This is a genomic window from Limosilactobacillus fermentum (assembly GCF_013394085.1).
Taxonomy (GTDB): domain Bacteria; phylum Bacillota; class Bacilli; order Lactobacillales; family Lactobacillaceae; genus Limosilactobacillus; species Limosilactobacillus fermentum.
This window is the reverse complement of the sequence record NZ_CP040910.1, coordinates 228602-241719: the sequence shown is the minus strand read 5'-3', so window position 1 is coordinate 241719 and position 13118 is coordinate 228602. Positions and strand designations below refer to the sequence as shown.

The window sequence follows — 13118 nt, the reverse complement described above, 5'->3', positions numbered from 1 at the left end:
AACATTATATCATGATGTCAATGCATTAACAAAGGAGAGCATATTATGACTAAAGAAAAAATCAAAGATGCCATTTATACTCGTCGTTATATCTATAATTTCCATTATCATTTGATCTTGGTAACTAAGTATCGCAATCAGACTTTTACAACCGAGGTCTTAGCTAACGAAATAAAAGCTATCTTGCAGCAAGTTGCAGATGACAATGACATCGTAATCGAAAAGATGGAAGTCATGCCGGATCACATTAATATGCTGATCAGTTTTCCGCCAAGCAAAGCTCCGGCTAGTGCCATTAAGGCGCTCAAAGGACGTAGTGCCTATATTTTTTTACAGAATCATCCAGAAATACGATGTAGCCAATATTGGGGCGGTCATCTTTGGTCGCCGAGTTACTATATGAGTACATTGGGCAATATGAGCAAAGAAGTTGTCGAGAAATATATCAATGACCAAAAATATACAGAAACAAATAAAAAGCCCCATAAAGGGGCTCAATAGTGACCTATCCATCCCATGACTAAAGTCACGGGATTTCCGGCTAATATTAATGGCTCTACACTAAATCTTGTTGATGGATTACCATAGTGGTGATTCGTTGACAGGATTTTTTGGTTTTGAGGGCACAAAAAAAGGCCCCACCAGCCTTAAAATTCTGATCATTAACTACCACGCAAATTCCAGAAAGTAAGAGGTGTGACCTTATGACTGATTATATTAAAAATATCCTTCAAATTAAAGACCCCAATCTTCATTTCACAGACGTTGTCTTTGAAAATAATGACGGATGGGAGACGCAGGTCTTCATTGGGACGGTCTCGCTTAAATTGGATCGGTGCCCACATTGCGGCTTTGCGGATACCTTCATCAAGAATGGCCATTCTTACCAAACCATTAAGTACCTCTCAATTAACGAAAGTTGTCCCACCATGTTGCGGATCGGTAAGCAACGCCTGAGATGTAAGAATTGCCAAGATTCGTTCATGGCGAAGACCAACGTCGTTGATAAATACTGTTCCATTGCCAAAGCAGTTAAACACAAGGCACTTACGATGCTTGAAAGTAATGTCTCTCAAAAGGACGTGTCTAAGTTTACCGGTGTGTCACCTAGTACCATTGGCCGCCTCCTAGACAGTGATCAAGCGCTCCTTCGCTTTAATAGTCGCACTTTACCCACTAATATTGCCATTGATGAGTTCCGTGGTCCGCAGGGGAAGTATTGCTTCATTATCGTTGATAATGATACCTCACAAATCTACCAAATTCTCCCTGATCGGCTTAAGAGTAGTATTACGCATTACTTTGATCGATTCTCGCTAAAAGAGCGCAAACGAGTCAAATCAGTCTCGACAGACTTAAACAGTTACTATCAAGGCCTTGTACGCCGCTACTTCCCAAACGCAAAGCTGGTTGTGGATCGATTCCACATCGTTTCAATGCTTACGCGGGCGTTTAACCAAGTCCGGGTCGCAGTAATGAAGCAATTCGACCCTAATACGCGTGAGTATCGGGCATTGAAGAATTCGTGGCGACTGTACTTACTTAAAAGCACATCGCTTAACTACACTAAGGAGTACTATGATCGCCACTTACGACAAAAGGTAACGATGGCTGAACGGGTGGGAATTGGTCTGGACCTTGATCCCCAGTTAGCGGCCGGTTATGAACTCTTACAGGGCGCCATGACCGCTCTTGAAGAGCACGATGTTGACCAATTAATGGACCTCTTGTTCACCAAATGGGACGTGCCAGCGCCGTTCCAAACGGTTCTTAAGACCCTCCGTAAGAACAGCGAAGGAGTGTACAACGCAACCGTATTACCGTACTCAAACGGTCGGGTTGAGGGGATCAACCGCATGATCAAGTTAATTCAACGGACGGCATATGGCTTTACTAACTTTGGTCATTTCATCGCCCGGATCCGATTGCATCAAATGGGAACGGAAGCTGAAAAAAGGCGGCGCCAGGTGCAAGCACCGGCCGCCGCCTAAAATGACCCATCAACAGGATTTGACAAAGAGCCATATTAATTAAATTGATAGGGGAAATAACCATGGAATACGCAACAATTGGCAACACCGACATTCAAGTCTCTAAACTCTGCCTGGGCTGCATGAGCTTTGGCGACGGCTCCACCCACTCCTAGGCCTTGGATGAACAAGCGAGCGATCGCATCATCCACCACGCCTTCGACGCCGGAATTAACTTCTTTGACACCGCCAACGTCTACTCCTACGGGACCAGCGAAGAATACCTGGGCCGGGCGCTTAAAGACGTCGCCCGCGACCAAGTTGTTTTGGCCTCCAAGGTCTACTTCAACCATCCGTTATCATCAACCTAGCACCTGAAGTTAACTTGAGGTCAAGTAAATTCGGAAATAAAAAAGGCGCCGATGGGGGCGCCCAAGCCGGCTTGCTGGCTAGAAAGCACCAACGCACCGGACTTTTGCTGTATCTGGAGGTAACCCCCTATGACACACTTTTGCATCTTGATAATGCCTTCAGTGTACCACATTCAGCGTCCTTGGTTACCCCTGATTTTTAAGATTACTTATCAAATTTTTCCTTGATGTCCTTAGCGACACCTTCCGCAGTGTCCTTCACGTCTTCTGCGGCTTCTTTTACCTTGCCGACGGTTTTATCTAAGATCCCCTTGGCCTTCAGCTTCTTGTCGTCAGTAACATCGCCTGCGGTCTCTTTTACTGTGCCCTTGATTTTATCTACTTTTCCATTATCTGACATGATAAAATTCCTCCTCAGTTGTGATCCGCTACTTCTTACATCATTTATCCAATTATAACACATTAGTAATCTTCGTCCAAGGTCATGCTGGACGGCCAGCCGGAAAGCGAGAACTTCTCGTCGAGGGCTTGCACCCGGGCGAGGTCGGCTGCGGTTAGGGCAAAGTCAAAGATGTTGATGTTGGCGGCCATGTGGGCCGGATTAGTTGAGCGCGGGATCACCATGATCTGGCGCTGGGTCAAATAACGTAGCATCACCTGGGCGGTGGTGTGGTCGTACTTAGCGGCCAGGTCCTTTAGTACCGGTACCGTTTGGAAGTTGGCCATGATTTCACCTAGTTGCGCGCGGTTAAAGTTGCTAACGCCGATCGAACGGAGCTTACCGGCCTGGTAGGCTTCCTCCAGCGCCCGGTAAGTCCCCAGGTCGTCTTGCATCGGCCAGTGGATCAGCATCAAGTCAAAGTAGTCCAGCCCGGCCTCAGTGAGGGAATTGTCGATCCCAGCTTGGTGGCCCGGTAGCCGGTCGTCATCGCCTTAGTGGTGATGAATAACTCTTCGCGGGGAAGGCCGCTTTCTTTAACCGCCGCCCCGACCCCGGCTTCGTTGCGGTAGTACTGGGCGGTGTCGATGCTGCGGTAGCCCAGCTTAAGGGCCTCAGCCACGGCGGCCTTGGTTTGGCTAGGGCTAATCTGGTAGGTCCCAAAGCCCAAGATCGGCGCCGTTATCCCGTTATTTAACCTTACGTTTTCCATTTTAAACGCCCCCTTTGTTGGCCTTATGATAGCACCTGAACCTAACTTGAGGTCAAGCAACATCATGGGGGCGCCGGCCGGTTAATTAAGCCTGGTTGGTCGGGTAAATTATCACTTCGCTGATGTCGACTTCGGCGGGCTGATCGACGGCGATGTTAACCACCCGGGCGATCGCTTCCGGGCTCAGGGCGTGCTGCTTGTAAAAGGCCTTCATATTTGCGGCCGTCGTTTCAAAGCCGATGTGATCAAGAAGCTCGGTATCAATGGCGGCCGGGCACAGGGTCGTGCAGCGGATGTTGGTGCCTTCGTTGGCGCTCTCCATCCGGGTGACCTCCATGGCGTTGCGCACGCCCCACTTGGCGGCCCCGTAGACCCCGGAACCGACGTAATTCTTCACCCCGGCCACGGAGGAGGTGGCGATGATGTGGCCGTGCTTTTGGGCCTTAAAGACCGGCAAGACCGCCGCAATCCCGTTTAAGACCCCCTTTAAATCGATCTCAATCATGGCGTTCCACTCGTCAACCCAGACCTCGCTCATCGGCGAGTTCGGCATGATCCCGGCGTTATTGTAGATGACGTCGAGGCCACCAAATTCTGCTTGGGCGGCCGCCACCAAGTCCTTGACGCTTTGCAAGTCGGTGACGTCAACAGTCCGGTAGCTAGCTTGGCCCCCGGCGGCCTTGATTTCATCCACCACCGCCTGGAGCTTGGCCCACAGGAGCGTTTCTTCGCCAGCCCCCTTTAGGACTAACGGCGCCAACACCGAAATGTCGCCGGCGCTTTCAATATGGACCTTGTTGACTTGTTGGCCACTGGCCAGCACCTGCGCCGCCTGCTGGGCCATTAGCGCTTTGGTAGCGGCCTTAAGTTGCTTTTTGAGGGCCTTGTTTTTGGCCAGCAGGTCGCTAGCGGCGGCGACCACCTCTTCCGGGGTCGTGCTCAACGCCGTGGCGACCTCCTTCAGCTGCTGATGGGCGGCCTTTAAACGTGCCATGGCGGCCAGGCCGGTCGCAATTAAGACCTTGGTGCCCCCGGGTAGATAAAAGAGGGGTCGTTTTTGCCCCAAGCCGCCAGGTTTTCCGGCTGGTACTGGCGGACATAGTCTTGAAACTGCGGGTACAAGGCGACGTTGGTCTGGTAATCGAAGATCAGGTCGTCTTGGCGCTCGGCGTAACCCGGCTCCGTGGTGTGGGCGATGTCTAAGGAATAGCCATCCGGGCCGACCGTACCGGGCTTTTCGCCGGTCAAATACTGGCCCTTAATCGTCTCCGGGGCAAAGGCGCTTTCGTATTGCGCCCGCGGTTCCGGGGTTGGATTGGCCCAGTACTTAGCCCGTTCTGCCCACTTCGGCCCCAGCCCTTCTTGATAGATATTGCCGTTTTGGCTGACGATGCCCAGCACCCGCTCTGGCTGGCGCATCGCCAGGCGAAACCCGATCGGGGCTCCGTAATCAAAGACATACAAAAAGTATTGGTCGACCTTGAGCGCGGCTAAGAAGCCGGCCACGTTCTTGGTCAGGTTCTCAAAGGTATACTCAAACGATTCGCGACTGGGCGCTGCCGAGTTACCAAAACCGATCAAATCCGGCGCCAGCACGTGGAAATCACGGGCCAACAGCGGCATTAGATTGCGAAACATACTCGATGACGACGGGAAGCCGTGCAAGAGGACAAAGGCCGGCTTACTTGGGTCGCCCGCTTCACGGTAAAAGACGTCGAGGCCGTCGACGTTAACGGTTTTGTATTGGATGATAGTAATCGCCCCTATTCTGAAATTTCTAAAACATCACTGAGGTCCGGGCGCTGGGCCCGAAAGGCATTGACCTTGGCCGAGCTTTCGTAGCCGAGCTCGACCCCGACCAGGAGCCGCTCTGTTTCCGGGATCCCCAGTACTTGGCGGACCACCTGCGGGTAGCGGACGCTGTTGTAGGTTGGAATCGACCCCAACCCCTTGGCCGTCGCCGCCAGCAAGAGGCTTTGCATGAAGGCCCCGGCGTCTAGGATCGCCCAGTCCGGCGTTTGCTTAGGGATCGTGACGAAGAGAATCGCCGGGGCGTTATTCAAGGCGTCGCTGGCCCCGGTCATCACCGTGTGGGCCTCGTCAAAGTCGGTAAAGGAATGCACCAGGTCGTGACCCCAGTCCTTCATCAGTTTTTGCGGCCGGGCGTCCCAGTCGTCCCGGCTCATCGTTTTAAGGTCCGGGTTGGTTGCCACCTTTTGGGCGGCCAGGTCTAAACACCCCTGGCGAATTTGGGTCAGCGACTGGCCGGTCGCCGCGTACACCCGCCAGGGCTCGGAGTTGACCCAGGACGGCGTTTGCTGAGCTAAGCGCACGATTTCTTGGATCGTTTCTTTTGCAACGGGTTGGTCGGTAAAATCCCGTACCGCATGGCGGGATTTAAGGGCGTCTTCAACTTGCATAATCCACCTCCGAAATGCTTTACTTCTTTACGTTATCAGGTTATTCTAAGCCCAATTTGCTTTATCCATAATTGGCGAGAATACCCCCACTTCGACAAGTGGGGGATGAATCGCCTCCTTAAAGCACGATAGTGCTTTTTCTTTTGCGCTATGGTATATTTAGTATATGTTAAAGGATCGTGGTGATAACAATAGAATTAGATAGAAATCAGCACTCAGTATATCTACTCAATTATCATTTAGTAATGGTTGTTAAATATCGGCGTAAAGTCATTAACGATGAAATATCTGAGTATCTGAAACATCGTTTTGTAGTAGTTGGTCAGTCTTATGGTATTAATCTTCAAGAGTGGAACCATGATATTGACCATGTTCATGTCTTGTTCCGCGCAACACCGCATACGGAGATGGCTAAGTTCCTGAACGCTTATAAATCATCAAGTTCTCGAATGGTTAAGAAACTATTTCCAGAAATTAAGCGTCAGTTGTGGGAATCCGCTTTTTGGACCCAAAGCTATTGTTTAATTAGTACTGGTGGTGCACCGTTAGAAGTAGTAAAAAAGTACATTAAAAGTCAAGGGAGAAAGTAATGGTTCTTAAAGCCGTGAAAATGCGTATATATCCTAATTCCGAGCAACGTGACCGTTTAATGCAAACCTTCGGTTGCGCTCGTTTTGTGTGGAATCAGATGCTTAATATGCAAATTGAGCGGCGAAAGAACAATCCAGACGCCAAGTTTGTCAATGCCTTTGGCATGAACAATCTTCTAAAACGATTAAAAGAAGAATATCCCTGGTTGAAGCAAGCAGAATCAACATCCTTGCAAAGCGCTAATTGCAATCTAGCCGACGCCTTTCAGCGTTTTTTTAAAGGGCAAAATAAGTTTCCACACTTTAAGTCACGAAAGTATGCACAGAGCTATAACTCGAAATGTGTTAACCACAACATTAAAGTGATTGACAATCACCATATTAAGTTGCCTAAATTAGGGGTAGTTTACTTTCGATCAGGACGTTTGCCAGGCGAATTGTCAAACTAAGTGCAACGGTTTGTCAAAAAATACTTCATATGGGGTTTCATAGTTTAACACTTTGCGAGGACGTTGATTTAACTGCTTTTGGCAGTGTTCAACGTCCTGTTCTGTATAATTATCAATATCTGTTCGCTTGGGAAAATATTCCCGGATTAATCCATTTGTATTCTCATTTGTTCCACGCTGTTCAGGCGAATATGGATCGGGCCAATAGGCAGTAACACCTAACCTTTCGCTGATTTCATCAAGATGAAGAAATTCGATCCCATGATCTGGTGTAATAGAATGAACAAATTCTTTAGGAATGGCCCCTAACAGTTCAACTAAGCCTTTATTTATCTCCTGCGAGTCCTTTTGCACAACCTTTTTGATAAGCGTAAGCCGACTAAGCCGATCGACAACCGTTAAAAGGATGGAGTGACCCGTTCGACCAATCACAGTATCAATTTCCCAGTCACCTATACGTTGACGCTGGTTGATAAAACCAGGGCGCTCATGGATCGAGATATAGTCGGTCTGTACTTCTCGATGTCGTCTAGTATTCTTTGAATGCCGGGTCCGATGTTTATGTCTGAGATGGCGCTGAATACCGGTATCACCACGTGAGGAGTACTTTTCACCTAAATTGTGTTGATAGATATGACGGTAAATTGTGTTGTAGCTAACACACCATTGATGTTCCTTATTAAAGCGAGCGGTAATCTGCTCTGGTGACCAGTGCAGATCTAAGATGTAATGAACAATTTGAGTAATTGTGGATGGCTGTCTAATAGCCGCTTCTTGTGACAATTCTGCCGCTTTTGATGATAGTCATTATCTGCTTTGCTTGGGGAATAATTACCTGCACAACGTTTTAACTCCCGTGAAATAGTGCTTGGATTTCGCCCCAGCCGTAACGCAACAGCCCGGATAGATAACCCCTTAGCTCGTAAAAACATAAGTATTTCACGTTCTTTTATAGTAAGATGTTTATAGCTCATACCGGATACCTCAAATTGTTTGATTTGGTCGTTAAACATATTCTACCCGGTATGGGTTTATTTTTTTACTTTGTGTTGCATTTCAATTGTAAATTCGCCCCACTTAAATGTTCAACTTAAATTTTACAATCTGCCAGAATTAAAAAGGGCTGGGGGATTCCCTCAGCCCTTTTATTTCACACTCTACAATTATTTACTAAATTTATTTTCCCGTCAGTTTACTAAATCGGCCTGTAACCTATGCTAAGATGAATGGAAATATGTCAGAGGAGGTGGCGAAATGGTCGCCATTAAAGACATTGCCAAGGCAGCCGGGTATTCCCAGTCAACGGTTTCCCGCCTGCTATCGGATGACACAAGTTTATCGATTTCGACCGAGGCCAAGGATAAGATCCTCCAGGTCGCAAATGAAATGGGCTACTGGAAGAATAACCCCAACGTCCGGATCTCCGCTAAGATTGCCCTCCTGATCCTGATTAACCCCACCGAGCACCTCCACGACCGCTACTATGAGCAACTGGTGGACCTGATTGGGAAGGCCTTAGACGAGTCCGACTTCCACGTTTCAACCTTCCACAACCTTACCGATCTGTTAGCGGACCGGTCGACTTACCAGGGCTTCATCGCGGTCGGCTACGAAAAATCAACGGATGCCCAACTGGAAAAGCTACACCAAAAGATTCCGGCCGGCGTCTTCATTGACGTCAACCCGGCCCCGCAATCCTTTGATTCCGTCCAGCCCAACCTCCGCTTAGCAATCGATGACGCCTATCAGCGTTTACGGGAGCGGGGCTATTACCGAATCGCCTTCGTCGGGGCAATCGGGTCGAAGGGTCAGCCGGACCCGCGCCAGTTAGAATACGAGCTGCTGGTTAACCGGGATCACCTGGAGAAGCTGAGCTACGTGGGCGAAAACTTCACGATTCAAACTGGCCATCAGCTAGGTCAGGCGGTTTTGCAGGAAGAAAAGTTGCCGATTGCCTTCATTGTTGCTTCTGACACCCTCAGTGTGGGTCTCCTCCAAGCCTTTAATGAGGCCCGGGTTAACGTCCCCGCCGACACGGTCTTAATTTCAATCAACGACTCCGACATCGCTTCCTACCTGTCGCCACCGTTGACCACTTACCGGATCGACCAGGCGACGGTGGTCCGCTTAACGATTCAAACCCTGCAGGATGCCATTAACCACCCGCACCGGTCCCATATCCATCAGTTTGTCGACCTAGAACTGGTCTTTCGCAAGTCCTTTCCCAAGCAGGTAAATTAATTTAGCAAGAATATTTCTGGCCTCAGCGCGGGTTATGCCATCCTAATTTGTTATGATAAATGTAACCGGTTACAAATCTAACGAAGAGGTGGATAACATTGAACGCAAAACCGAAAAATAATTGGTACCCCAAGTTTGCCTTTGGAATGGGAAACTTGGGCCACGCCGCCTTTTACGGGGCCCTATCAAATTACTTTATTGTCTTCGTGACCTCAGTGATGTTCACGGGGGTCTCCAGCCAAATTGCCGATCGCTTAATCGGGATGATCACCAGCCTAATCGTGATCATTCGGATTGCCGAAATTTTCGTTAACCCCCTGCTGGGGAACGTGGTTGATAACACCAAGAGCCGCTGGGGAAAGTTTAAACCCTGGCTCTTAGCCGGGACCCTGATTTCATCGGTCCTGTTCGTGACCCTCTTTACGGGTTTCTTTGGCTTAATCAAGGTTAACTGGCTCCTGTACGCGATTGTCTTTGCCCTGATCTTCATCATCATGGACGTCTTTTACGCCTTTGCTGACGTCTCCTACTGGGGGATGGTACCAGCCTTAAGTGAAGACAGCCATGAACGGTCGGTCTACACCTCGATGGGGACCTTCGCCGGCTCCATCGGCTGGAACGGACTGACGATCATCGTGGTGCCGGTCGTGACCTACTTCACCTTCCTCACTACCGGTAAGCACACCCAGGGGGGACCGGGCTGGTTCGCCTTCGCCACCATCATCGGCCTGTTGGCAATTATCTGTGCGATCTTCGTCATCACGGGGACCACGGAAAAGGACGACTTGATTCGGTCTTCAGCCAACCGAAAGACGACCATTAAGGACGTTGCCCGGGCCCTGGCCCACAATGATCAACTGCTTTGGACCTGCTTGGCTTACTTTATGTACTCACTGGCCAACACCATCACCACCGGGGTTCTCTACTACTTCTTTAAGTTTGTCCTGAACCGGCCGGGTACTTACTGGGTAGTGGGGATGGCCGCAATGATCATTTCTTTTTTGACCTCGCCCCTTTACCCCGTCCTTAACAAGTTCATCCCCCGCAAGGTTCTGTACACGGTCGGGATGGTCTGCATGATGGTGGCTTATTTGATCTTTATCTTTGCCCACGATAACATGACCCTCTTAATCATCGGCCTGGTCCTTTACTACTTCACCTTTGCCCAGCTGGTGGCTATTTTAACCATGACTGACGCAATTGAATACGGCCAGTTAAAGAACGGGGAGCGGAACGAAGCGGTGATCTTGTCCATTCGGCCCTTAATTGATAACCTGACCGGGGCCTTCTCCAACGGACTGGTCGGCTACATTGTGATTGCCGCTGGGATGACGGGCGCCGCCACAGCTGCCGACATGACGGCCAAGAAGATCGCCACCTTTAACAGCTTAGCCTTTTACATTCCACTGGCCCTGGCTGTCTTGTCAGTTGTGATTTTCCTGTGGAAGGTTAAGCTATCCGAAAAGGCCCACGCCGAGATTGTGGACGAACTAACCTCTAAGTTGGCGGAGGGTGAATCGGACTTTACCCCGGTTGAAGCCGAACCAGCAACAACGGGAACGACAACGGTACTGGCGCCGGTTGATGGGAATCTGATATCTTTAGATCAAGTTCAGGTCGAGGGGCACCCCTTTAAGGGCCTTGGCTTTGCCATTCAACCAGCGAGTGGTCACGTCTACGCACCTTTCGATGGGACGGTCGTCTTTCTCTTCTCAACCAAGCACTTAATCGGTCTGATTTCTGATCAGGGGTTAAAGACAATCATTCACATTGGGGTTGGTACGGTTAACATGCGGGGTGAAGGCTTCGTTACCCACTGCAGCGAGGGTGAACGAGTCCACACCGGTCAATTATTAATGGACTTTAACCGGGATTTAATTAAAGACCAAGGTTATGAAGATTCTGTGGTCGTTTTCTACACCGAACCACAGGAATTAGAACCCCTGGCCCCCGTTGATCAGCGGAGTGTTAAACTTGGGGATTCGATCATGAAGGTAACGCTTAAAAAAGATAAGTCCTAAATTGCAAGATTAAGTGAACCACCCGGCCACGGGAGTGGCCGAGGTTTATACTGCTAATGTTTCAGGGCCAATTATCTTAAGTATTTCCTCTTCAAATCTGTCTAGAGAAGACTTACCACCAAGAATCTTTCTTGGGTAGGAGTTGAGCCTCAGGTTTGCTTGTTCAACGTCAAATTCACTGAACAATTGTAAACTGGTACCTTTGGTACTATCCCCTGTCAAGTTGACACTTATAAAAACGAAAACACAATTTTTCTTATCCGACCAAATCGTGGTAATATTCCGCCACGGTTTGGTCATTTCTTTTAGCGGAAATGAACTGATTCGTGAAGTACATTATTCCAGCACGAACCTGTTCCTGTAACTCTGCTAGAGTTTGCGCCTTTGGACGATACTCGAGCCAGATGCTTTTAAAATCTGCCCACCAGTGTTCCATTACGGCGTTATCCGCTGGTGTCCCAGGCGCCGATAGGCTATGCCTTACCTTCTCCTGACGGAGAGCTTCGTTGTAATTGGCGGACGTATATGCCGCTCCACGATCCGTATGGATCATTTCTGGAGTGGTTCCACTAGCCTTAGCGGCTTGGTTAAAGACTTTGATTGCGGCTTCACTGGTCTCCGTTGGTGAGATTAACCATGCTGCTGGCCTTTGTCCATATAGATCTAAGATGGCGTGTAGACGGACTTTATTAGCGGCCCCGTAAGTCAGTTCTGTTGTATCTGTTACCCAAACCTGATTCGTCTTTTCTTGCTTAAATTGCCGATTTAGTAGGTTTTCATCTTGATAGGTTTGTTTTGCTCCCTGGCGGTCCTTTTTTGGCTGCCGGTAATCCGCCCGAATTCCATTAATTTTCATAATCCTGCTAACCCGCTTAATTCCCACTCTGTAACTTAATCGGCCCTCTTTATTCAATAGACGAACCATCTTATCGTATCCAACACTATCTTGATGCCGTTTTTCGATTCGCTTGATCTCCTCCAGTACTTCCCCTTCCTGCTGTTCGCGTAGCGATAATCTACGATTTAACCATTTGTAATACGCTTGCCGACTGATTCCCGCAGCTCGGGCCGTTTCACTAACTGTGTACTCGCCACTGCTGGTCATTTCTTGAACCGCTTGATATCGTTTGGCCGCTTCACCTCCCGGTTGCTTATTTCGATCAATTTTTTTGAGAAGGCAATCTGAACCTCTCTTTCACGTAATTTAGCTTTGAGGTCCCGAATCTCTTTGAGTAACTGTTCCTCACGGTCGGCTGGTTGCCTACCCCTGGTCTTGCCACGCCGGTCCTTTAGGGCCGTCCAATCGTTTGCTTGCTCGTATTTCTGCGTCCAGGCATACGCTCTGGAATAGGTAATATCAAACTTTTGCGCTGCTTGCTTGTAGTCATGATTATGCTTCAAGACCCATTTAACGATTTCGATTTTCTCGTCATACGAGACCTTTCGTCCCATCTTCCGCACCCGCTTTCTTACTGGTTCTTTACCATTATTGTAAAGGATGACCCAGTTACGAAGTTGGGATAATCCACAGATATCATACTTTAATAGGATTTCTTTGGTAGGAAGACGGTGATTTCGATAATCACGGACGGCACGAAGCTTAAGCTTCTTAGGGTACCGGCGATTGTGTACTGGGCGCTCTAAATTAGCCAATCCGCCAGTTAGATACTGCTGGATCCAACGCTTTAAACTCCCTGCACCTACATTGTGATAATCAGCGAAAACCTTGAGTGACTCGTTAACGTTTTGAAATTGACTTAATAAGCGAAGCTTGGTAGTCGTTGAATAGGTGATTTTCATAAAAATAGCCTCAAAAGTCATCACTTTTTATTGGCGAATTGTAGAATGAGGTTAGCCAGTCATTGGCAAAATAAAAAACGTCATTGTGACGTATCGTGTATCATT

At 48.7% G+C, this 13118-nt stretch carries 11 protein-coding genes and 5 pseudogenes; 7 read left to right on the top strand and 9 right to left on the bottom strand.

All coding sequences use genetic code 11. The features are described from left to right. The first annotated feature begins 45 nt into the window (after nt 1-45). From tnpA (FG166_RS01140) to FG166_RS09490, 3 genes and pseudogenes are all read left to right on the top strand, one after another. Entirely contained in the window at nt 46-501 is a 456-nt protein-coding gene (tnpA, locus tag FG166_RS01140) for an IS200/IS605 family transposase (protein ID WP_178958852.1), read from the top strand. A gap of 203 nt (nt 502-704) precedes the next feature. Beyond that, entirely contained in the window at nt 705-1991 is a 1287-nt protein-coding gene (locus tag FG166_RS01135) for an ISL3 family transposase (protein ID WP_042513914.1), read from the top strand. 62 nt (nt 1992-2053) lie between these two features. Then, nucleotides 2054-2320: pseudogene (locus tag FG166_RS09490) on the top strand (aldo/keto reductase); the annotation flags it as partial. A gap of 226 nt (nt 2321-2546) precedes the next feature. On the opposite strand, the gene FG166_RS01125 reads toward FG166_RS09490, so the two are convergent. The 5 genes and pseudogenes from FG166_RS01125 to FG166_RS01105 form a co-directional block, all read right to left on the bottom strand. Then, on the bottom strand, nt 2547-2741 hold the full coding sequence (locus tag FG166_RS01125) for a CsbD family protein (protein ID WP_035431276.1): 195 nt from the start codon (nt 2739-2741) through the stop codon (nt 2547-2549). A 62-nt stretch (nt 2742-2803) separates the two neighbouring features. Then, nucleotides 2804-3492, bottom strand: a pseudogene (locus FG166_RS01120) (aldo/keto reductase). A gap of 85 nt (nt 3493-3577) precedes the next feature. After that, nucleotides 3578-4486, bottom strand: a complete 909-nt coding sequence (locus FG166_RS01115) for an SDR family oxidoreductase (RefSeq protein WP_241008374.1) — start codon at nt 4484-4486, stop codon at nt 3578-3580. Between the two features lie 20 nt (nt 4487-4506). Next, on the bottom strand, nt 4507-5241 hold the full coding sequence (locus tag FG166_RS01110; RefSeq protein ID WP_226557738.1) for an alpha/beta fold hydrolase: 735 nt from the start codon (nt 5239-5241) through the stop codon (nt 4507-4509). Nucleotides 5242-5255: 14 nt separating this feature from the next. Further along, nucleotides 5256-5912, bottom strand: a complete 657-nt coding sequence (locus FG166_RS01105; protein WP_003684234.1) for a nitroreductase — start codon at nt 5910-5912, stop codon at nt 5256-5258. A gap of 191 nt (nt 5913-6103) precedes the next feature. Here FG166_RS01105 and tnpA (FG166_RS01100) point away from each other — a divergent pair, with 191 nt between their 5' ends. Beyond that, nucleotides 6104-6502, top strand: a complete 399-nt coding sequence (gene tnpA, locus FG166_RS01100; protein ID WP_178958879.1) for an IS200/IS605 family transposase — start codon at nt 6104-6106, stop codon at nt 6500-6502. Next, nucleotides 6502-6948 (top strand): annotated as a pseudogene (locus tag FG166_RS01095) (helix-turn-helix domain-containing protein); the annotation flags it as partial. The gene tnpA (FG166_RS01100) and the pseudogene FG166_RS01095, both read left to right, overlap by 1 nt. Here FG166_RS01095 and FG166_RS01090 read toward each other — a convergent pair. Then, a pseudogene (locus FG166_RS01090) lies at nt 6943-7925 on the bottom strand (IS30 family transposase). The pseudogenes FG166_RS01095 and FG166_RS01090 sit on opposite strands and share 6 nt — an antisense overlap. 280 nt (nt 7926-8205) lie before the next feature. On the opposite strand from FG166_RS01090, the gene FG166_RS01085 reads away from it, so the two are divergent. Then, nucleotides 8206-9192 (top strand): LacI family DNA-binding transcriptional regulator, encoded by a 987-nt coding sequence (locus tag FG166_RS01085; protein WP_003684235.1) that lies wholly within the window; start codon nt 8206-8208, stop codon nt 9190-9192. Nucleotides 9193-9284: 92 nt separating this feature from the next. After that, nucleotides 9285-11213, top strand: coding sequence for a sugar MFS transporter (locus FG166_RS01080; RefSeq protein WP_370530683.1), 1929 nt, complete (start codon nt 9285-9287; stop codon nt 11211-11213). A 45-nt stretch (nt 11214-11258) separates the two neighbouring features. Here the strand turns inward: FG166_RS01080 and FG166_RS09730 are convergent. From FG166_RS09730 to FG166_RS01070, 3 genes and pseudogenes are all read right to left on the bottom strand, one after another. Continuing rightward, a pseudogene (locus FG166_RS09730) lies at nt 11259-11420 on the bottom strand (IS30 family transposase); the annotation flags it as partial. 49 nt (nt 11421-11469) lie between these two features. Continuing rightward, complete coding sequence (locus FG166_RS01075; protein ID WP_178958877.1) at nt 11470-12378, bottom strand: IS3 family transposase; 909 nt, start codon at nt 12376-12378, stop codon at nt 11470-11472. Continuing rightward, on the bottom strand, nt 12315-13013 hold the full coding sequence (locus FG166_RS01070) for a helix-turn-helix domain-containing protein (protein ID WP_178958850.1): 699 nt from the start codon (nt 13011-13013) through the stop codon (nt 12315-12317). The genes FG166_RS01075 and FG166_RS01070 overlap by 64 nt, the downstream gene beginning before the upstream one ends. Between the last annotated feature and the right edge of the window lie 105 nt (nt 13014-13118).